A 21480-nucleotide genomic window follows, 5' to 3' on the forward strand; every position below is an offset into this window, starting at 1 on the left:
GGTCAGCGGGTGGCGCGCTGGACCGCGGCACCGACCACCGAGTCGACGCGAGCGCCCCGGCGGGTGATGCCGAGCTCGAGGCGCAGCGCGGCGGCGAGCTCGTCGGGAGTCCGCTCGGTGCCGTCGGACACGAGCCACGCGACGAGGTCGTCGAGCTGGTCGTCGGAGTACGCGCTGACCGGCAGGCCGGGCCGCACGTCCGGACGCGGCCCGCCCGGGACGGCGAGCGTCGGCTGGACGACGCGCACCGCGCCGGTCATCGGCGCCGCGGCCTCCATCACGCCGGGGATGTCCGCGGCGGTCGCCGGCGCGGCACCCGTCACCGGGACGGCCCCGGTGGCCGGTGCCCCCGCCGCCCCCGGGACGACCCCGGTCGTCGGCACGGCTCCGGTCGTCGGCTCGACCCCGGCCACGGGCACCGCACCGGTCGCCGGAGCGTCGGACACCCGGCGCTCCCCGGGTCCGGTGCCGCCACCCGCGGGCAGGTCGGCGCCGGGGACCACCGCGAACCCGGTGAGGGTCGGCGCGGGCCCGGTGCCGTCGTCGTCGAGCAGGACCCCGTCGAGGTGCGCCCCCTCGGGCAGCAGCAGGCGGCCGCGGCGACGCTGCTCGGCCGTGCGGGCCAGACGCTCGTCGGCGACCGCGTGCAGGGCGCGGCGGATGCGGTCGACCTCGGCCTCGGGGTCGAGGAACGCGGCGGCGGACCAGACCCGCAGCACGCTCCACCCGAGGCGCTCGAGGCGCTCGGCGACCTGGCGGTCGCGGACGCGGACCGACGGCTCGGTGAGGTACGCGTCGTCGTCGGTGAGGACCGCGACCAGGAGCTCGCCGGGCAGCTCGGGGTGGCCGACGGCGAGCGGGAGGTGCAGCCCACCGGGCAGACCGTGGTCGAGCTCGACGACGAGGCCGTGCCGCCACAGGCGCTCCGCGAGGTCGACGACGAGCCGGTCGGGCGCGTGGTCCGCGGGCCGCTCCTCGGCGAGGGGCGCCGTGACGGGCTCGGCCTCGTGGGTGTCGTCGGTGAGCTCGCGGGCCGGGTCGGGCGCGGGCGCCGGGTCCTCGACGAACGGGGCCACGGCGCGGTCGGTCTCACCCACCGCGCGGCGCTCGGCGAACCGCAGCAGGTCGGCGAGCAGCCGGGGCCCGGGGCCGCGCAGCCGCTCGGGGTCGATGTCGGCGGTCGCGAAGCAGGACACGACGTCCAGGCGGTGCCGGGTGACGCCGAGCGCGGCGAGCAGCAGCGCGTCGCCGCCGGGTCCGCTGATCGGGCCGAACCGGTGCAGCACCCGCCCGTGCGGGGTCCGGCCGAACCCGAGCGACAGGATCAGCGCGTCCCGGCGCAGCCCGGCGACGTTGGTGAGGTCGGTGACGACGAACGGCTCCGGACGGGTGCCGTCGAGCGCCGCGGCCAGCGACGGCGAGTCGCGGACCTGCGCGAGGACGGCCTCCCGGACCTGTGCGGTGTGCAGGGCCGACGCGGTGACGACCGCCAGCGACTCCTCGGGGTGGGTCAGGGCGTGCTCGATGACGAGCTCGACGACGCGGTCGACGTCGGCGCGGGTGCTCTGCACGGCCCCGGTCCCGTCGGGCATCCCGGTCCCGTCGGGCACGAGGTGGTGGCCCACGGCGGCGGCGCTGGTCGGCAGCGGTGTCGGCGACAGGACGTCGGCGTAGCCGTGCGCGGCGAGGAACGCCGTCAGGTACGGGTCGCGGCGGGACGCGTCGGCGCGCAGGTGGACCGTCGGCAGGACGTCGGCGAGCTCGCGCACGGCGGTGCCGGACGCGCACCGGCGGTCGCCGACGACGACGACCTGCCGGCCGCGGGCCAGCGCGGGCAGCGCGACCTCGACCGGCAGGTGCGCGGCGGCGTCGATCACGACGAGGTCCACGGTCCGGGCGGCGGGCAGCACCTGCGGCACGAGCATCGGCGCGGCGGCGAGCACGGGCCGGAGCCGCCGGGCGACGTCGGGGTACCGCTCGAAGGTCTCGCGCAGGCCGGTGGTGCGGTCCTCGACCAGCTCCGCGAACAGCGCCTCGGTCTGCTCGGTGTGCAGCGCCATCGTGCTGCGGACGTGCGCGGCGGCACGGGCGCGCACCGGGCCGGCGAGGGCGGCGGTGTGGGCGACGTCGAGCTCGCGGTACTCCGCGGCCAGCCGGCCGAGGGTGCGACCGTCGTACCCGGCGAGCGCGGGGTCGGCGGTGAGGATCTGCTCGAAGACCGTGCTCCACCAGGCGAGCTCGAGCTCCGCGCCGACCAGGTCCGGGGCGACCCGGCGGTCGGCGAGGTCGTCGAGCAGGTCGCCCAGGCCCGCGGCCACCAGCGACCGGACGAGCCGGGTGCGCTCGGGCAGCACCGCCAGCGACTCGCGCGCGGCGACCAGGCGGCCGGCGCGCTCGCGGACCTCCGCGAGGGGACGGCCGAGCAGGTCGCCGCCCTCGGGGGTGCCGGCGAGGACCGCCGCGAGCGCGTCGACGTCGGCGCGGACCTCGTGGTGCTCCGCCTCGATCTCGGCGAGCCCCTCGGGGAGCCGCGGCCAGCCGCCGGCGGGGCAGTGCGCCTGCCAGATCCCGCGCTGCCGCTGCACGTCGAGCAGCGCGGCGTGCAGGTCGGCGACGGGGCGGCCGGGGCGCAGCAGGTCCTTGGCCTGCTTGCGCAGCCGGCGCCGCAGCCAGTAGCCCATCGGGGTGCCGTGCTCGGTGCGCCAGGCCTTGCTCGCGGTCGCGGCGACCATGTCGGCGGGGTTGCGCTCGAAGACCAGCGGCTGGAACACGTCGAGGACGCCGCGGACGCCGTGCAGGACGTCGAGCTGCTCGGCCCAGGCGGCGAGGGTCGTCGCGGGCGTGAACCCGGTGACCTCGGCGACCTCGGCCACGCGGCGCTCCAGCGCGGCCAGACCGGACTCCCCCGCGAGCCGCTCGGCCCGGCGCAGCGCGTCGGCGGCCTCGGCGTCGGACAGCAGCGCGGCGCCGTACCAGGGGGTGTCGACGGGGCGCAGCGTGAACGCGCCGGCGCGGGCGGCCTCGGTGAGCTCGGCGCCCACGGTCGCGCGGCGGGCGGCGTCGAGCGACCGGGCGACCTCGCCGGGCAGGCGGACGGTCGTGCGGGGCGCGGGGCGCTGGGCGGTGAGGGTGGCGAGCGCCTGGAACGCGTCGTACGCGGAGGCGCCCCAGGGCTGCCGGACGAGGTGCAGGCCGTCGACGTAGCCGCGCAGGCGCTCGCGCCGCTCGACGAGGGACCGGCGCAGCTCGCCCGCGGCGACGGGGTCGCCCGCGTCGACGTCGAGCGTCATCGCGCCCATCAGCCGCCGGGCGGAGGCCTGGCGCCACGCGGCGTCGGGCGCCACGTCCAGCAGCACCTCGTCGACGCCGAGCTGCTCGAGCCGCTCGCGCAGCGCGACGGCGGCACGGCGGTGGCCCGGGACGTACAGCACGGTGCGGCCGGCGGCGGCGGCGTCCGCGACCAGCGCGGCGAGCGTGCCGGTGACGTCGCTGTCCGCGGGGGCGTCGACGAAGACGTGCGTCCCGCCGGCCACCACGTCGAGGACGTGCTGCTGGGCGGGGTCGAGGTCGCCGACGCCCCGCTCGGTGCCGGGGTCGCGGTCGCCGCGGGCCGGCTCGGGCAGGGTCACGGCGAGCTGCTCGGCGGCCTCGGGGACCCCGGCGAGCGCGGCGGCGACCTCGTGGCGCTCGAGCGCCGGGGCGAGCCGGTCGAGGTCGTCGACCAGCACCTGCCCCGGGTGCACGAACGTGCCGACGACGATGCGGTCGACCAGCTGGAAGTCGTCGAGCACGGCGGCGCCGAGCGAGGTGAGCCGGGTGATCGCGTCCCGCGGGTCGAAACCCGAGCCGGTGAAGGCGCTCCGGGCGACGGCACCCGGGTCGAGCAGCGCACCGCGCGCCCGCAGCGCCCGCGCGAGCACCGGGTTGACCTCGAGGGACGGCTCGAGGGTGAGCTCGTAGTCGCTCTCGGCGGTGCCGCGGGCGCGCAGCGACACCGGTCGGAGCAGGACGGGGGCGCGCACGCGGCGCGGCGTGCTCGCGGGGGCCTCCGCGGACCGGTCGTCGTCTCCTGCACCGGCGGCGTGCTCGCTGGTGGCGGTGGCGATGGCGGCGACGTCGTCGGTGGCGACGTCGGGGGTGCTCGGCTCGGTCCAGGACGCCACCCCGATCGCGAGGTAGGTCGGCGCGATGCCGTACTGCTGCGCGTAGGTCCCGGCGCGGGCGGCGACGGCGCGGGCCCGGCGGCGTGCGGTGCCGAGCGCGGCGCCCTCGCGCACGAGGTTGGACAGCCGGGTCTCGCGGCCGGCGAACAGCTGCGCGGTCCCGGACGGGTGCGCGGCGGACAGGTCGAGGGCGGCGTCCCCGAGCAGCTCGACGTCGGCGAGCGTGGACCCGCCGGCGGCCTCGACCAGCGCGGCGCGCCAGGTGCTGGTGGCGCCGGCGACGAGCTCGGCGGCGGACGGCGGCTCGACGAGCACGGGGCCGGAGGCCTGCCCCGCACCGGGGTCGTCGGCCTGCGGGCCGGGGCGCCGGTCGGCGTCAGGGCGTGCCCCGTCCGTCCCGGTGCCCGGGGTCACGGCGGCGGAGTCCGGCCTGCTCGACGCGGGGTCGACCGGCCCGGGCGGGACCGGGGTGGTCGACGGGGTCGACGGGGCGACCGGGGCCGCCGCCGCGGAGGCGGCCGGCTTGCCGAGGGCGGGGCGGCGCGCGGGGACCTTCACCCGTAGAACGCTAACCGCCCGGGGGCCGGGCGTGCGTCGTGACGCGCCGCCGAGCGGGGTGATCACGCGGAACCTGCCGTGTCGGGCGACCGGCCGGAGCGGTGCTCGACGGGCGGTCGGGGCGGCCGTCGGTGCTGCTCGGCCGGGACGTAGTCGACGGTGCGCACCGCGCAGGGGGCAGGCGATGCGCACCGTCGGGATGAACTATGGCCCCGGGGTGGTGCAGCGGTCAACAACCTGGCGTCCTCCCGGGTGAACGCTCACACAGACTGGTCACAGGCCCAGGACGTCGCCCCAGGTCGCGCGTCCGGAGGTGTGGGCGAGATCACCCGCGGCGGCCCGGCCGTGCTGGCCTGGCGGGACCTGTCAGCCGCTGCAGGCCCCGCCGGCAGCACCCTGTCTAGACGCCGCCCGGGACCGGTCGTCCACCTGAGTGCTCAGGCCGGGCCGGACTGAGTGGCCCAGGCCCGGATTGGGTGGCGCGGCCAGCGGACTAGGTGGACGACCGGCGGCGTCCGGCTGAGTGGTCACACCTCGGGCCAGCCGCCCAGCGCGCCGCGGCTCCCGAGCCCCAGCTTCCGCAGCGCGCGGCTCATGTGGTTCTCCACCGTCCGCACGCTGAGGCCGAGACGGTCCGCGATCTGCCGGTTGCTGAGCCCGTCCCGGGCGAGCACCGCGACCTCGCGCTCCCGGGTGGACAGCGGCTCCTCGCGGAGCGACCCGCGTCGGCCGGTCGGCTCCGGGATCCGACGGGCCCGGGCCGCGAGCGCCGCGTCGTCCAGGCCCAGGATCATCTCCGCCTGCTGCGCCAGCCCGGGCGCGACGAGCGCGTGCGTGCGCGGCACCGCCTCGAGGACGGCGGCGCGGTCGCACGCGGCGATGCCGAGCATCAGCCGGACGTACGGCTCGAGCAGCGGCACGTCCGACCGGTCGAGCACGTCCCGGACGACCGCGGCCCGCGACGGCGGCAGGGACGCGGGACCGCCCACCCAGGTGAGCAGCGCCGGCTGCAGCAGCCCGGCCTCGGCGTAGCGCAGCCCCGCCTCCCAGGCGGTCTCGGCGGCGTCCTCGTGGTCCCCCGCGGCCGCGGAGGTCGCGACCCGGGCCAGGACGCGCAGCGACCGGACCAGCGGGTGGTAGGTCCGCGGGGTGGCGTCGAGCTCACGGAGCATGACGCGGGCGAGCGTGGCGTTGCCGGCGTGGGCCTGGAGCACGGCCGCGACGGTCATCCCGCGCCGGTGGAACGTCGTCTCGATCGGGCCCGCGGGGCCCAGGCGCAGCGCGGTGCTCACGACCCGCCACGCGGCGGCCGGCTGACCCGACAGGTAGAGCGCCTCCGCCAGGACGCACGCGTGCACCCGGATCCCGAGCGCGTCGACCTCCGCGTAGGCGGTGTCGAGCATCCGCCGCTGCCACCGCTCGGCCTCCGCGAGCCGCCCGCACATCGCGAGCGCCTCCCCGCGCAGCGCGGCGAGGTAGTGCCGGACCTCCGGCTCCGCGTCGGCGACGTCCGCGGTCACGCACACCCGGACCGCCTGCTCGGGCCACCCGCCCTCCAGCAGCGCGGCGGCGCGCACGACGACGGGCCAGCCGCGGAACAGGCGGACCGGCACGTCGGCGTGGGGCTCGTCGGCGATCTCGTCGGCCCTGCGGCCCTCGCCCAGCTCGCGCAGCACCTGCCTCTTCATGTCCCGGAGCCGCAGCAGCGGCCCGGGGTCGGGGGCGCAGTCCTCCAGCGCGGCGTCGACCTCCTCGGTGGTGTCGCCGCGCCAGCCCTGCCACCGGGCGCGGTAGTAGGCGAACGTCAGGCGCTCGGCCTCGCCGTCGCGGTCCGTCGGACGGGTGCCGTCGAACACCGCCTGCAGCTGTTCGGTCGCCGGTCGCCGCATCAGCTGGGCCAGGTACGCGTTCGCGGTGCGCAGCGACGGCGCGAGCAGCCAGGCGGAGCGGCGGGCGGCCTCCTCGACGGTCGCTCGCTCGTGGACCAGACCCGCGAGCTCGGCGGTCCACCGCCAGTACGCGTCGCTCTCGGCGGTCACGTCGCCGAGCAGGACGGCGGTCAGGTCGTCCTGGTGCGGTCGGTGCGGGACGAAGCCGGGGCCGGTCCGCGCGCCGACCCGGTCGGCGAGCCGGCGGCGCCGGTACGGGCTCGTGCGCTCGCGCAGCGCCCGGGCGAGCACCGGCGGCGCCACCCCGTACATCTCCCCGGAGTCCGCCACGTCGTGGCTGACGACCCGGCCGGACTCGAGCAGCTCCGCGAGCACCGCCGGGTCGACCAGCTGCTCGGCCACCGAGGCCGGCACCGGGCCGATGCCGGACAGCAGCTCGAGCGACTCGACCAGCTCGGGGCGGGCGTCGGAGAGGAACACGTACGCCACCGGGTCCGCCGGGACCTCGACCAGGGTGCCGTCCTCGGCCCACAGCCCGTCGACCCGGCGCAGGGCACCGGCCGCGCGGGCCGCGTCGGCGAGCGCCACGACCGCGCGCGGGTTGCCGCCGGTCTGGGCCATCACCGACGAGGTGAGCCCGGCGTCCGCGGGCGCGCCGAGCAGGGAGGCCAGCAGACCCGCCACCGCGCGGAACCCGAACGGCGGGAGGCGGACCTCGGCGGGCGCCCGTTCGGCGAGCACCTCGCGCATCGCCGCGGTCGGGGTGCGCAGCGGGTCGAGCGTGCAGCTCGCGACCATGACGCAGCTGGTGCGGCCGAGGACCCGGCGCAGCACCGCGAGGCTGCGGGCGTCCATCCGGTCGACGTCGTCGACGAGCAGCAGCGCGCGCCGCCCGACCAGCTCCTGGGCGAGCCACGCGGTGAGCACGGTCTCGTCCGCGGTACGCGGCGGCGCCGACGCGTGGTCGAGCAGCGCGGACAGCGGCCCCGTGCCGCCGGCCCGCAGCAGCATCCCCTGCAGCCCGCGGCGCGACGCGTCGGCGAGCAGGGACTCGAGGACGGTCGTCTTCCCCGAGCCGCGGTCCCCCCGCAGCAGCACGTCCCGGCCCAGCGGCACCCAGCGCTGCACCGCACCGGCCGCAGCCGCGAATCCTTCGGCCTCCATGTCGGCGCCCTCTCGTCGGTGTCCGAACCCACGCACACTGCGGGTTCTGCACCACTCACCGAGCGCCAGCCGACCACCTACCCAGGCGCACCCCCGCGCGGAGCCGCGCCGTGGATCGGCCGATTGAGGGGCGCCGGCGCACCCCTACCGGCACCTACCCAGCAGCGGGCGGGCCTCGACGCGCGCGCCGTCGCCCCGGACGGGGCCGGCTCGACGGCTACGCGCGGGGCGTCAGCCGCAGCCCCGGGATCACCGGCGCGGGCAGCGGCGCGTCCGCGTGCCCCGTGACCCGGCCGAACCGCGGGGCCGGGCCGGTGACGTCGGCGATCTCGGCCTGCCACTGCGTGCGGGCCGCGACGACCTCCTCGTGGTCGCGCCCGATGAAGTTCCACCACATCACGATGCGCTCGCCGAGCGGCAGCCCGCCGATGAGCAGCACCCGCACCTCGCCGTCGCCCGTGGCGGTCAGCGTCAGCGTCGTCGCACCCGGCGCCCGGTAGAGCAGGTGGTGCACCGGCGCCGGCGTCCCGTCGACCGCGACCGCCCCCGCGTCGACCAGGACCGCGTGCTCGAACGCCGGGTCGACCGCGAACGTGTGCGCCGCACCCGGCCGCAGCCGCACCTCCGCGCCGACCAGCGGGGAGAACGTCGGCACCGGCGACGTCGACCCGGCCAGCGACCCGAGGAACACCCGCGCCTCGCCGCCGTCGAGCGCCGTCACCGGCGGGACGTAGTGGTCGAACGCCGGGTCCGCGTCCCGGTCGCGCTCGGGCAGCACCGTCCACAGCTGCACGCCGTGCAGGACGGTCGTGGTGGGCGTGGAGTCCTCGGAGTGGCTGATCCCGTGCCCCGCGGTCATCAGGTTGAGCTCGCCCGGGCGGACCAGGCAGTGCGTGCCGAGGCTGTCGCGGTGCTCGATCTCCCCCGAGAACAACCAGGAGACGGTCTGCAGCCCGGTGTGCGGGTGCGGCGGGACCCGCATCCCGCCCGTGAGCGCGACGTCGTCGGGACCGTAGTGGTCGAGGAAGCACCACGCCCCGACGAACGACCGGGCGCGCTGCGGCAGCGTGCGGCGGACCGACATCGCCCGGATCCCGCCGAGCGGGACGTCGCGGGGCTCGAGCAGCTCGGTGCCGTCGGGCGCGGCGGCGGGCGGCGCGGTGGGGCGGCAGTCGTGCTCGGTCGCGACCGCTTCCAGATTGGTCATGGCGTCTCCCCGGGTGGTGCGCGACCGCACCGGCGTGCGCCGGCGTGGCGGCCAGGGTACCCACCGCGGGCAGCTCCGACCCCGGGCCCGATCAGTGGCGTCGGATGCTCGCGGCGTACGCGTCGAGCACGTCGAGCACGCCCTCGTGCACCCACACCCGGTCCCGCTGCCGCCCGCTGCGCTCCACGAGGATGCCGGCGTCGGCGAGCTGCTGCAGGGCCCGCTGCGCCGTGACCGCGTTCATCCCGAGGCGCTCCCCCAGGAACCGCGACGTCACGACCGGCTGCGCGACCAGCTGCGGCAGCACCCGCCACGCCGCGGCCTGCGGTCGCAGCGCTCCGAGCGCCTCGCGCGCCGCGTCGACCTGCGCCGCCAGGTCGTCCACGAGCCGCCGCCCCGTCGCGGCGGCGTACCGGCTGGCACGCGTGAACTGCTCCACGATCGGACGCGCGTCGCCCGCGCGGTACGCGGTGAGGGCACCGACGTAGGCCTCGGTGTCGGTGAGCAGCCCGGCGGACACGGGCGCGGTGGTCCGCGTCATCACGCGCTTCGCCCGCAGGATGGCGTGGACGAGCGCCCGTCCCGTGCGTCCGTTGCCGTCGGCGAACGGGTGGATGGTCTCGAACTGCGCGTGCGCCACGGCCGACTGGAGCAGCACCGGGAGGTCGTCCCGGGCGATGAACTGCACCAGGTCCGCCATCGCCGCTGGCACGAGCGCGGCCTGCGGCGCGACGTAGGCGGCGCCGCGCGGGCTGATGCCGCTCGTGCCGACCCAGACCAGGCCCTCCCGGTACCGACCCGCGTGGGCGTCCCACCCGGGCTGCGCCGACAGCAGCACACCCTGCATCGTGAGCACGGCTCGCTCGTCCAGCCGGTCGGCGAGGTCGAGCGCGGCCTCCATCGCCCGGACGTTGCCCACCACGACCGTGGCGTTCGTGCTGGTCGACTGCTCGAGCTCCGCGAGCGCGAGCTGGCGCGCACCCACCGTGAGGCTCTCGATCTGCGAGGACGACGTCGACTCGGTCCGCAGCAGGATCGAGGACATCGGGCCGAGCACGGCGTCATCGAGACCCAGGGTCGCCGCGGCGTAGCTGTCGAGCCCGGCCAGTGCGGTCGCGGCCTCTTCGACGTCCGCCGCGAGGTCCGCCGGCACGGACGGCCGGTAGTCCGCGATCGTCGCCGGGACGCTCGACAGGTACGGGCCGGAGCCCGCCGCGACCTGGGCGCGGGTCGACATCCCGTCCGTCTCCGCGAGCCAGACGTGCTCCGTCCGCGTGAGCGGGGCGATCGGGAGGGCGTCCACCATCGGACCACCTTACTTACAGTTTCGCCCAAACTGTAAGTAACGCCCTCGCGTCCCGACAGATCCCCGCGTCTCCCCGCCGGCTCAGCGCCGCAGCGCCCGGCGCAGCACCGCCGCCACCGCCACCCCGCCGAGCACCCACGGACCCGCGACGAGCAGCACGTCGAGCGGCTGGTGCCGGACGTCGACCCGTCCACGGCGGGACGCGACCGGGTGGGCGTGCAGCTCCGCGCTGATCCCCGTCTCGGTGACCGGGTTGTCGGGCCGCAGGGTCGCGAAGGAGCGCAGGTGCGCGGTCGTCGCGTCGACCCGGTCCGCGGCGATGAGCAGCAGCCAGTGCGCCGCGCGACCCTCGCTGAACCGTTCGTAGGCGTAGCGACGGATCGCCCCCGCGGGCCCGTGCAGCGGCTGCGCCGTGCCGAACACGGGCGGCAGCATCGTGTGCTCCACGGACCGCTCGCGCGGGACGGTCTCCTCCTGGCGCTCCGGCAGCACCCAGTGCGCGCCGGTCGGTGGGAGGTCGTCGCGCTCGCGCGGGGTCGACGGGCGGTCGGCGGGGTCGAGGTCGGCACCCCACCCGGGGATGCGGGCGCGGAGCTGGTCGGGCGTCTCCGGCAGCGGCGGCTTCTGGGCGGTGTACGGCATGTCCGGCTCCTCCTCAGGCCTCGTCCGGGACGATCAGCGGCTTGATGATGCCGTCGAGCTTGGCGGACATCATGTGGTACCCCTCGGCGATGTGCTCCAGCGGGATGCGGTGCGTGATCACGTCGCTGGGCGTGAAGTAGCCGGCCCGCAGGTGCTCGAGCAGCCGGGGCCACTGGCGCTTCACGGGTGCCTGGTTCATCCGCAGGGTGAGGCCCTTGTTCATGGCGTCGCCGAACTTCACCGCGGAGAACATCGGCCCGTAGGCACCCATCACGGAGACGGTGCCGCCCTTGCGGACACCGTCGATCGCCCAGTTCAGCGCGACGGGTGAGCCGCCCTGGAGCTTGAGCTTCGCGGCGGTGACGTGCTGGACCAGGTTGCCGTCGGCCTCGGCGCCGACCGCCTCGATCACGCGGTCGAACCCGAGCCCGTCGGTGGCCTTCTTCATCTCGACGACGATGTCGTCGTGCTCGGTGTAGTTCCGGGTCTCGGCGAGCGCGAAGGTGCGTGCCTTCTCGAGCCGGTACTCGAGCTGGTCGATCACCACGACGCGTCCGGCGCCCATCAGCCACGCCGACCGGGCGGCGAACTGCCCGACGGGCCCCGCACCGAGGACCGCGACCGTGTCCCCCTCGGCGATGTCCGCGAGCTGCGCGCCGAAGTACCCGGTCGCGAGCGCGTCGGTCATCAGCACGGCGTCGTCGTCGTCCAGCCAGTCCGGGATGACCGAAGGGCCGACGTCGGCGAACGGCACCCGCACGTACTCGGCCTGCCCGCCGTCGTAGCCACCGGTGGTGTGCGAGTACCCGTAGATGCCGCCGACCGCGGTGGCGTTCGGGTTGACGTTGTGGCAGTTGGAGTACAGGCCGCGCGCGCAGAAGAAGCACGTGCCGCAGAAGATGTTGAACGGCACCATCACGCGGTCGCCGACCCGCAGGTTCTGCACCGACGAGCCGACCTGCTCGACGACGCCGATGAACTCGTGCCCGAACGTGTGCCCGACCCGGGTGTCCGGCATCATCCCGTGGTAGAGATGCAGGTCGGAGCCGCAGATCGCGGCGCGCACCACCCGCACCACGGCGTCGTTCGGGTGCTCGATCCGGGGGATGTCCTTCTCCTCGACGCGGACCTTGTACGGCCCGCGGTACACCATCGCGCGCATGCGACTCCCTCGTCCCTGTCGGTCCCTCCAGCGTGGGGACCTCGGGGCGATCCCGCATCCCGGGGCGGCACCCGTAGCATCGCGGGCGATGAGCACCACCCCCGCGACCGAGCCCGGGGCCGGCGCGCGCGCCCTGCTGGACCGGCACCGTGCGCTCGCCGCCGCCGCCCGCGCCGTCCTCGACCGGGTGGACGCCACGACCGTCGAGGTCGCCGCGGTCGTCGAGCAGGACCGCGAGACCCGGGTCCGGGCGGAGCTCGGCGTCGTGCCCGTCGAGCAGCTCGGGGCGATGACCGACCGGAACCTGCGGCTGCGGGCGCTCGTGGACGCCGGGTACGCCACCGCCGCGGACCTGCTGGGGGTGCCCGCCGCGACCCTGGACGCGGTGCCCGGCGTCGGGGAGCAGACCGCGCGCAGCGTCGTCGCCGCGGTCGAGCAGCTGGCCGGGGCCGTGCGGGACGGCGTGCCGCTGCGGCTGGAGATCGACCGCTCCGGGCGACCCGACTCGACCGCCACGGTCACGCTGCTGCGGCTGCTCGACCGGCTGCTGCGGCTGCGCCCGCTCGTCGAGCCGCACCGCGAGGCCCTGACCGACTACGCGACGTCGGTCGCGGTGCACGCGGTCGCGGCGGCACCGGCCACGAACCGGCTGCGGCTCGCCCTGTCCCGCCGCGCGACGAGGGATCGTGCGCGTCGGGCCCTCGCGGCGCTCGACACCTGGGACGCCACCCTGGCGACGACCGGTCTGGGAGCGACGATCGACGACCTGGCGGCGGCGTGCGCCCGGCCCGACGCCGGCTCCGGCGCGCTGTGGGACGCGTTCGAGCGGCGCAGCGCCGAGTTCTACACCGTGCTCGGGAGCATCGTCCCGCTCGCCCGCGACGTCCTCGCGGCCCGCGGGATGCTCACCGCCGAGCTCGCGGAGCGCGTCGCCGCCCGGCCGCTGGACCTGTCGCGGATGCGGGTGCCGCTGCGCGGGTACCAGGAGTTCGGGGCGCGGTTCGCCCTGCACCAGGGCCGGGTGCTCCTCGGCGACGAGATGGGCCTGGGCAAGACGATGCAGTCGCTCGCGGTGATGTCCGACCTGGCCGGCGCGGGCGAACGCCGGTTCCTGGTCGTGTGCCCCGCGGGCGTGCTCGCCGGATGGCTGCGGGAGGTCGACGCGCGCACGACCCTGACCGGCCACCGCCTGCACGGCCCGGACCGGGACGCGGCGATCGCGCGCTGGCGGGCGGAGGGCGGGATCGGCGTCACGACGTTCGAGGGCCTGGGGCACGTCCCCGTCGACGGCGACGGTGTCGGGCTGCTCGTGGTCGACGAGGCGCACTACGTCAAGAACCCGGCGGCCCGCCGGACGCGCGCGGTCGCCGCGTGGACGTCCGCGGTCTGGCGGGTGCTGCTGCTCACCGGCACGCCGATGGACAACCGGCTGGAGGACTTCGTCGCCCTGGTCCGGCTGCTCGACGCGGACCTGGCCGCCGGGCTGCCCCGGCACCTGGGCCTCGTGGGCGCGGACGCGTTCCGCCGGGAGGTCGCGCCGGTGTACCTGCGGCGCAACCAGCGGGACGTCCTCGTCGAGCTGCCCGACCTGATCGCCGTGGACGAGTGGGAGGACCTGTCGCCCGCCGGGGAGGCCGTCTACCGCGCGGCGGTCGCGTCGGGGAGCTTCATGGCGATGCGCCGCGCGGCGTACCTGACCCCCGACCCGGCGGACTCCACGAAGCTCGCGCGCCTGGTGGAGATCGTCGCGGACGCGGGCGCGAACGGGCACCGGACCGTCGTGTTCTCCTACTTCCGGGACGTCCTGGACGTGGTGACGCGCGCGCTCGTGGCGGCGGGGGCCCCGGTGGTCGGGCCGCTCACCGGGGACGTCGCGCCGGACGACCGGCAGGCGGCGATCGACGCGTTCGGCGCCGGGCCGCGGGACGGGGTGCTGGTCGCGCAGATCAGCGTGGGCGGGGTCGGGCTGAACCTCCAGGCCGCGTCCGTCGTCGTGCTCTGCGAGCCGCAGCTGGTGCCGTCGGCGGAGGCGCAGGCGGTCGCGCGGCTGCACCGGATGGGCCAGGTCCGCACCGTCGTCGCGCACCGGCTGCTCGCCGAGGACGGTGTGGACGAGCGGATCGTCGAGCTGCTGTCCGGCAAGCAGCGGGTGTTCGACGCGTACGTGCGGGAGTCGTCGGTGGCCGCGGCGGCCGTCGAGGCGGTGGACGTCACCGAGGCGGGGCTGGCGCGCGAGGTCGTCGCGATGGAGCAGGCGCGGCTCGGCTACGGGCCGGTGTGGGACGAGCTGGCCGACGAGGCCGGGGTCACGCCGCCGCAGCCGTGACCCGGCGTCGACCGGCGCGGCGCCGCGAGGCCGGCGTCACCGACCCGGACGCCGCGCGTTCGGCGACCGCTCAGTCGAGGTCACGCGACCACAGCAGGATCTCCTGGTCCACGGCGGCCCGCGGTCCCCAGAACGTCACACCCTCGTCGGTGCGCCGCCAGGCGGCCGTCCCGTCACGACCCCAGCTGGTCGCCCCCCACTCCAGCCCGGGTTCGTCCGTGGTGCTGCTGGATCCGTTGGCCGGCCCGACCTCGAACCTGCGACCGTCCGGGAACACGAGCGTCGACCCCGTGAGGGAGCAGTCCGTGTGCGCCGCGAGCTCCTCGACCGCGATCTGCCGCACCTCGGGGCACGGCGGCAGCTCTCCTCGGACCTCGACCCCGACGGGTGCGCACCCCGCCGCGAGCAGCGCCACCACGGCGAGTCCGGTCGCCCTCCTCACCCGCGGACCGACCGCCCCCGCAGGCGCCGGACCAGCCGGGCGAGCGCCGCCCCGAGCAGGTGCGGCGACCCCGAGGGACCCTCGACCTGCCAGGCCGCGCCCTGCTCCCGCTCGTCCTCGTCCGGTCGACCGGTCTCCGTCACGACGTCACCTCTGCTCTGCTCCCGGCCGTCCCTCAGCCGCGGGCCAGCGTACCCAGGGCGCACAGACCCCACCGCCCTGAGGGCCCTGCACAGCACGCTCCTCATGTGAGGGTTGCCCGCTGGCCCGAGTAATGCTAAATGGAGAACGAGGACTCGCGGAGATTGTGCACAAAAGCCCGAAGTGTGCAGTTGGTGAACGTCGGGACGTGCTAGTTTTTCGCAGCGCCTTTCGGTGCGATTCAACAGAGGAGTTGATGAAATGCGTATTCTCCGCAGTGTCGTGGCGACTCTCGCTTCGCTCGTGCTCGTCGGCCTCGGCACCCAGACAGCCTTCGCCGACGAGCATCCGGCCGCGACCTGGGTCGACGGGGTCGAGGTCACGGTTCCGGGGATCGACTCGCGCGCTGAGCTCGACGACTTCCTGACGTCGAGCACCCCCAAGGCCGTCGTGCTCGACGTCGACTCCGGCCAGGTCGTCGCCGTGGGGCTGGACCAAGCCATCGCACAGGGTCGAACCGCCGTCACGTCCGTGTGCCACGCGGGCAACGCGTGCCTCGTCGGGCCAGGTGTGCCCTATGCCGACTACGGATTCAGCGGCATCGGGTCGGTCACGGGGACCTGGGCGTCCCGCCATTCGCTGCGCAGCGGCTCGTACACGGTGAGCGTCACGTTCGCCACCGGCGTGGTGAGCCAGCCCGTCGCACCGAACACGCACGCGCTCTTCTCCGCACCGAGCACCGTCTCCGCCGTACGCCTGTCCTGACCCGCGACCTGGGCGCGCCCGTCACCCCGCCGGTGCCGGGTCCGGGATCTCCCCCGGCCGGTACCGCGGCAGCCGACTCGCCGGCAGGACCGCCGTCGCGCTGATCGCGGCCAGCACGAGCAGCCCGAGCCGCAGGGTGTCGAGCCGCGCCTGCTCGTTGAGCGCCACGGCGGCCTCGACCTCGCGGGGGTCGGCGTCGGTGCGGTCCAGCACCTCGCGCAGCTCGTCGTTGCTGACGAAGTTGACCTGGTCGAGGTCGACCTGCGCGACCAGGTCGGGCGGCAGGTCGGGGTGCTCGACGACGGCGCGCCCGACGTTGACCGAGAGGATCGTCACCAGCAGCGCCCCGACGAGGGCGGTGCCGACGGCGGACGCGAGGTTCTGGGTGGTGCCGCGGATGGACCCGACGTCCCCGGCGAGCCGCTTGGGCGCGGACGTCACCAGCACGTTGAACACCAGGGTGACCAGCGACCCCTGCCCGATGCCGAACACCAGCAGACCGAGGATCGTCGGGAGCGTCTCCCAGTTGTTCGTGACGACGAGCGAGAGCCACGCGAGCGCGACCGTGGCGAGCGTGAACCCGACGACGCCGATCTGCCGCGGGCTGAACCGCCGGTAGAACCGCACGATCAGGGTCGCGGTGACGAACACCGTGAGGTTGAACGGCATCATCGCCAGCGCGGTGTCGAACGGGGTCCGGCCCTGCACGATCTGGATGTAGAGCGGGACCGTGAAGTTCAGCGCCGCCTCCAGCGCCACGACGATGAACATCGCGTAGACCGCGGCGCGCTCGTTCGCGGAGCCGAGCACCGACAGGTCGACGAGCGGCGTCCTCCCGCCCGCGGCGCGGCGGCGCGTCCACCAGAAGAACGTCTGACCGAGCACGACGCCGACGACCACGAGCAGCGGTGCGGGCGACACCCCGGCGACGTCGAACGGGGCGCCGTCGGTGGCCAGCAGCGGCCCCCACGCGTTGAGGTTGTTGAACCCGAGCGTCAGCGCCACGACGGCCGCACCGATGAGCACGGACGCGACCAGGTCGATCCGCACGCCCGGGTCGCCGCGGTCCGACCGGAGCCGGGTGCTCAGCACCAGCACCGCGACCGCGAGGACCAGCACGACGCCGAACACCGGCCGCCAGCCCACCAGGGTGCCGAGCGCGCCGCCGACGAAGAACGCCGTCACCCCGGAGATCGCCCGGGCCGAGCCGAGCGACCCGATCGCGGTCGCCTGCTGGGCGCCGTGGTAGTTCTCCGCGATCAGCGCGACGAGCGACGGCACGATGATCGCCGCCGACGCCCCCGCGACCGCCTGGCCCGCGATGGCCCAGCCGACGCTCGGCGACAGGATCATCAGCAGCGCCGACCCCGCGAACGCCCCGACCATGACCCGGAACACGACGACCCAGCCGATCCGCTGACCCAGCTTCGCGCCCGTCATCACCAGCGCCGCGACCGCGAGCCCGTAGACGACGATCGTCGAGCTGACCACCGTCGGCGGGACCCCGAAGTCCTCGACCATGCCGCCCAGCGACACCGGCAGCGCCGCGACGTTGAACGACATGAGGACCTGCGCGAGGAACAGCCCCGCCATCGGGACCCACGACGTGCGCGGTGCGTCGACGGGCGGCGGCGCGGAGTCGTCGTGGTCGGGGTCGTCGAACTCCGGCTCGTCGTGCTCGACCGTGCTCATCTGCCGGCTCCCGCTCTCTCGGTGACGTGCACGGACGACGCGAAGACGTTGAGGCCGAGCGAGCGGCTCAGGTGCGCGGTGGCGCGCTGCCCGCGGACGCTGTTGCCGGCGGGGTCGAGCGGCGGGGAGAACGTCCCGATCGCGCCCTTGCCGGGGGCGACCGCGACGATGCCCCCGGCGACGCCCGACTTGGCGGGCAGGCCGATCTCGAACAGCCACTCCCCCGACCGCTCGTACATCCCGGTGGACGCCAGCACCGCGAGGGTGTCCCGGCAGACCTGCGCGGAGACGACGCGCTCGCCGGTCAGCGGGTTCACGCCGCCGTCGGCGAGCGTCGCGCCCATCACGGCGAGGTCCCGGGCGGTGACCCGCAGCGCGCACTGCCGGGTGTAGAGGTCGACGACCGCCAGCGGGTCGGCCTCGATCCGGCCGTAGCTCTCCAGCAGGCGGGCGATCGCCCGGTTGCGCTGGTTGGTCGCCGCCTCCGAGCGGTAGACCACGTCGTCGACCTCGAGCCGCCGGCCCGCGAACGCGTCGAGTCCGCGCGTCAGGTGCTCCCACCGGCCGGCCGGGGTCCCGCCCGGGAGCAGCGCGGTGGTGGCGATGGCGCCGGCGTTCACCATCGGGTTCATCGGGTGCCCGTCGTTGAGCTCGACGGCGATCACGGAGTTGAACGGCAGGCCGGTGTTGTTCACGCCCACCCGGTCCAGGACCGGCCGGTGACCCAGCGCCTCGCAGACCAGCGCGTAGACGAAGGCCTTCGAGATCGACTGGATCGTGAACGGGACCTCGGCGTCTCCCGCGAGGTGCAGGCCCCCGCCGGACTCCGCGACGCACACGCCGAACCACGCGGGGTCGGCGGCGGCGAGCTCGGGGATGTAGTCGGCGACGGTGCCGTCGGCGAGGTCGCGGTAGCGCGCGTGGGCGTCCTGGACCAGCTGCTCGACGCGGTCCCAGCCCGGGAGCGACCCGGTGGAGACCACCTGCTCGGTGTCGTCGTCGGTCTGCACTGCGCCCCCGCCCGTCGCTGGACCTCAGCCGATCGTGGCACGCACCCTCGCGTCCGTACAGGGTCAGCCGGTGACCGAGAACCCCGTCGCCCCGTGCGCGCCCCCGTCGCCCGGGCCGGCGTCGTGCACCTCGACCGCCGTGACGTCGGCGCCCGGCGGGCCGTGGCGTGCCCAGTCCAGCACCGCGGCGACCGCGTCCTCGCCCCCGGAGAGCAGCGCCTCGACGGTGCCGTCGGGCCGGTTGCGCACCCAGCCGGCGACGTCGGCGTCCCGGGCGCGCGCGGCGAGCGACGCGCGGAACCCCACGCCCTGGACGCGGCCGTGCACGACGACCCGGCGCTCGGTCATGCCGTCGAGTGTGCCGCGTGACGTCGCCCCGGGCGAGGCCACCCCCGTCGCGACCCGGTCCGGGCGGCGCGCCGCCCCCGGCCCGGCGCGCCGCCCGTGGTCAGCCCCGGACCGGCCGGTTGCTGCGGATCAGCCCGCTCGGGTCGACCGCGTCCTTGACGGCCCGCAGCCGGTCGACGGTCGCGGGCGGGTAGGCCTTGGAGATCGTCTCGTCCTCGTCGAGGAACGTCAGCGGGACGGTCCCGGTGCTCCACGGCTCGAGCAGGGCCAGCAGCCCGCCGAGCGCCCCGGCGACCACCGGTGCGAGCCCGGGCGCCGGGATCATCCCGAGCCCGGTCAGCAGGTAGGGCTCCTCGGCGGTCCCCGCCGCGGACGGCGCCCGCTCGCGGGCGAGCGCCCCACCGGTGTGCCGGACCTGGAGCTGGAGCAGCGGCGTGCCGGAGCCGTGCCCGACGGCGCCCAGCACGGCGTCGATCGCCGCCTCGTCGAACGTGTGCAGCCGGGTGCCGGTGAGCACCACCGGGCTCGGTTCGACGGGCTCCTCCGCGAGCAGGCCGACCTCACCGGGAGCGAGCACGCGGACGGTGTCCCGCACGACCGGGCCGGCGGCGCGCACCGGCGCGAGCAGCCGCTCGGCGTCGGCGGCGTCGCCGAGGTAGGTGGCGAGCACCAGCGCGAGCGACGCCCCGCGCAGCTCGGCGGGCACGAACGGGGCGTCGGGCAGGTGCATCACGGCCGCCCACGTCGTCAGCTCCTCGGGCGCGGACGCCGTGACCGCGGCGAAGGCCCGGAACACCGCGGGCGCGACCTGCGCGGGGAACGCGAGCAGGCCGCCGTAGATCTGCGGCGCCGGGAACAGGTCGACCTCGACCGCGGTGACCACCGCGAAGTCGCCGCCCCCACCGCGCAGCGCCCACAGCAGGTCGGCGTCCGCCGGCTCGTCGGACCGGACCCAGCGGAGCGTGCCGGTGGCGTCGACGACCTCCACGGCCCGCACCGAGCCCGCACCGGAGCCGTAGGCCCGGCTGAACCAGGACAGCCCGCCGCCGAGGCAGAACCCGACGACCGAGACGTCCGGGTTCGACCCCACGAGCCCGGTGAGCCCGGTCCCGTCGAGCTCCCGCTGCAGGGTGCTCCACCGCACCCCGGCGCCGACGCGGGCCACGCCGGCCGCCGCGTCGACCCAGATGTCGTCGAGCGCACCGGTGCGCACCAGGACGGCGCCGTCGAGGGCGCGGCTCGCGCCGTGCCCGCTGGGCTGCGCGGTCACGGGGACGCCGCGCGCCGCCGCCCAGCGCACCGTCGCCACGACGTCGTCGGCTCCGGCGGCCTGCACCACCGCCACGGGCTGCTGGTCGATCAGCACCTTCCAGGCCTGCCGTGCGGCGTCCCAGCCGGGGTCGCCGGGTGCGACCAGGGTGCCGGTCAGGGTGGAGCGCAGCGCGTCGAGGTCGGTCGGGGACAGCGGCGTCGGCGCCGCGAGGTGGGTCGTCATGAGGTCGAGCGTCCTCGCCACCCTCGCAGCAGCGGTATCCCAGAATCGGGGGATACCGGGATCAAGCGGACAGGAGCACCATCGGAGGATGGCGACTCTGCGGACCGAGCCCGTGCAGCGCGGGCTCGACGCCCTCGCCCGCTCCGGGCTGGACTGGCGCGGGTTCGTGACGGGGGCGATCGACCTGCTGGCCGGGGCCGTCCCGCACGACGCCGCGTGCATCGGCCCCGTCGACCCCGACTCCGGCCTCATCACCGGGTCCGTGAAGCGGAACATCGGTGACGAGCTCGACGCCGAGTTCCTCGAGCACGAGTACGTGACCGACGACGTGAACCTGTTCCGGACGCTCGCCCTCCGGGAGGTCCCCGTCGGGATCCTCGCGGACGCCACCGGGGGCGACCCGCGACGCAGCAGCCGGCACCGGGACATGTTCGTCCCGCACTGGTCGCTGGACCACGAGCTGCGCGCCTCCGCCCGGATCGACGGGCGGGCGTGGGCGGCCGTCGCCCTCTACCGCAACGGCCGCACGAGCGGGTTCAGCCCGGCCGAGGCCGACTTCCTCGCGCGGGTGGCCGGCTCGCTGGCGCTCGGGGTGCGGGCGGGGCTGGTGACCGCCGCCGCGTCGGCCACGACCGCACCGACCGCGACCGGGCCGGCCGTGCTCGTCGTCGAGCCCGACAACACGGTGAGCCGGCTGACCCCCGCGGCGCAGGACCGGGTCGCGGAGCTCGGCGGGTCGGGCTGGGGCGCGCTGCCGACGCCCGTCGCCGCGATCACCTCCGCCGCCCGCGCGCTCGGCGACGGCCGCCGCGGGACCGTCCCGCGGCTGCGCGTCCGCACCGCCGCCGGCCAGTGGCTCCTGGTGCACGCCGCCCCGCTCGCCGCGCGCGACGGCGGGGGGCGCCAGGTCGTCGTCACGGTCGAGGAGGCCCGGCCGCCCGAGATCGTGCCGCTCGTGGTCGCCGCGTTCGGGCTGACCGGCCGCGAGCGCGACGTCGTGGCCCGGGTGCTGCACGGCGACAGCACCCAGCAGATCGGCCGCGCCCTGCACCTGTCGCCGTACACGGTGCAGGACCACCTGAAGGCGGTGTTCGAGAAGGTCGGCGTCGGCAGCCGGCGCGAGCTCGTCGCGCGGGTCTACGTCGACCACTACCTGGCGTCGGCCTGAGG

At 76.2% G+C, this 21480-nt stretch carries 15 protein-coding genes; 3 read left to right on the forward strand and 12 right to left on the reverse strand.

Annotation, left to right across the window (positions count from 1 at the left end; translation table 11 throughout):
• Positions 1–2 precede the first annotated feature (2 nt).
• The 6 genes from ACFVXN_RS10425 to ACFVXN_RS10450 all read right to left on the reverse strand — a co-directional run bounded on the left by ACFVXN_RS10425 (position 3) and on the right by ACFVXN_RS10450 (position 12091).
• Complete coding sequence (locus ACFVXN_RS10425) at positions 3–4721, reverse strand: hypothetical protein (RefSeq protein WP_389231394.1); 4719 nt, start codon at positions 4719–4721, stop codon at positions 3–5.
• Positions 4722–5248: 527 nt separating this feature from the next.
• On the reverse strand, positions 5249–7774 hold the full coding sequence (locus ACFVXN_RS10430) for a LuxR C-terminal-related transcriptional regulator (protein WP_389231397.1): 2526 nt from the start codon (positions 7772–7774) through the stop codon (positions 5249–5251).
• A 217-nt stretch (positions 7775–7991) separates the two neighbouring features.
• On the reverse strand, positions 7992–8981 hold the full coding sequence (locus tag ACFVXN_RS10435) for a pirin family protein (protein ID WP_389231400.1): 990 nt from the start codon (positions 8979–8981) through the stop codon (positions 7992–7994).
• Positions 8982–9072: 91 nt separating this feature from the next.
• Positions 9073–10287, reverse strand: coding sequence for a Fic family protein (locus tag ACFVXN_RS10440; protein ID WP_389231403.1), 1215 nt, complete (start codon positions 10285–10287; stop codon positions 9073–9075).
• An 81-nt stretch (positions 10288–10368) separates the two neighbouring features.
• Positions 10369–10929: a hypothetical protein gene (locus tag ACFVXN_RS10445; protein WP_389231406.1), complete on the reverse strand. Its 561-nt coding sequence runs from the start codon at positions 10927–10929 to the stop codon at positions 10369–10371.
• Between the two features lie 13 nt (positions 10930–10942).
• Positions 10943–12091 (reverse strand): zinc-dependent alcohol dehydrogenase, encoded by a 1149-nt coding sequence (locus ACFVXN_RS10450; protein WP_389231409.1) that lies wholly within the window; start codon positions 12089–12091, stop codon positions 10943–10945.
• Between the two features lie 88 nt (positions 12092–12179).
• Here ACFVXN_RS10450 and ACFVXN_RS10455 point away from each other — a divergent pair, with 88 nt between their 5' ends.
• Positions 12180–14417, forward strand: a complete 2238-nt coding sequence (locus ACFVXN_RS10455) for a DEAD/DEAH box helicase (RefSeq protein WP_389231412.1) — start codon at positions 12180–12182, stop codon at positions 14415–14417.
• A gap of 70 nt (positions 14418–14487) precedes the next feature.
• On the opposite strand, the gene ACFVXN_RS10460 is transcribed toward ACFVXN_RS10455, so the two are convergent.
• Positions 14488–14859, reverse strand: coding sequence for a hypothetical protein (locus tag ACFVXN_RS10460; RefSeq protein WP_389231415.1), 372 nt, complete (start codon positions 14857–14859; stop codon positions 14488–14490).
• Positions 14856–15002: a hypothetical protein gene (locus ACFVXN_RS10465; RefSeq protein ID WP_389231418.1), complete on the reverse strand. Its 147-nt coding sequence runs from the start codon at positions 15000–15002 to the stop codon at positions 14856–14858. Before ACFVXN_RS10465 ends, ACFVXN_RS10460 begins: the two co-directional genes overlap by 4 nt.
• A 280-nt stretch (positions 15003–15282) precedes the next feature.
• On the opposite strand from ACFVXN_RS10465, the gene ACFVXN_RS10470 reads away from it, so the two are divergent.
• A complete protein-coding gene (locus ACFVXN_RS10470) occupies positions 15283–15765 on the forward strand; it encodes a hypothetical protein (protein WP_389231421.1) in 483 nt (160 codons plus the stop codon).
• 21 nt (positions 15766–15786) lie between these two features.
• Here ACFVXN_RS10470 and ACFVXN_RS10475 read toward each other — a convergent pair whose 3' ends face one another.
• The 4 genes from ACFVXN_RS10475 to ACFVXN_RS10490 form a co-directional block, all read right to left on the reverse strand.
• The gene (locus ACFVXN_RS10475; RefSeq protein ID WP_389231424.1) at positions 15787–17457 is read right to left on the reverse strand and encodes an MFS transporter; all 1671 of its coding nucleotides are present in this window, start codon (positions 17455–17457) and stop codon (positions 15787–15789) included.
• Positions 17454–18467 carry a glutaminase A gene (gene glsA, locus ACFVXN_RS10480; RefSeq protein WP_389231427.1) on the reverse strand — a complete coding sequence of 338 codons (1014 nt, stop codon included), beginning with the start codon at positions 18465–18467 and terminating at the stop codon, positions 17454–17456. Before glsA ends, ACFVXN_RS10475 begins: the two co-directional genes overlap by 4 nt.
• A gap of 63 nt (positions 18468–18530) precedes the next feature.
• A complete protein-coding gene (locus ACFVXN_RS10485) occupies positions 18531–18815 on the reverse strand; it encodes an acylphosphatase (RefSeq protein ID WP_389231430.1) in 285 nt (94 codons plus the stop codon).
• Positions 18816–18915: 100 nt separating this feature from the next.
• Positions 18916–20310 (reverse strand): FAD-binding oxidoreductase, encoded by a 1395-nt coding sequence (locus ACFVXN_RS10490; RefSeq protein ID WP_389231433.1) that lies wholly within the window; start codon positions 20308–20310, stop codon positions 18916–18918.
• Positions 20311–20398: 88 nt separating this feature from the next.
• Here ACFVXN_RS10490 and ACFVXN_RS10495 point away from each other — a divergent pair, with 88 nt between their 5' ends.
• On the forward strand, positions 20399–21478 hold the full coding sequence (locus ACFVXN_RS10495; protein ID WP_389231436.1) for a LuxR C-terminal-related transcriptional regulator: 1080 nt from the start codon (positions 20399–20401) through the stop codon (positions 21476–21478).
• Positions 21479–21480: the final 2 nt, after the last annotated feature.

Source organism: Cellulomonas sp. NPDC058312 (assembly GCF_042880135.1).
Lineage (GTDB): Bacteria > Actinomycetota > Actinomycetes > Actinomycetales > Cellulomonadaceae > Cellulomonas.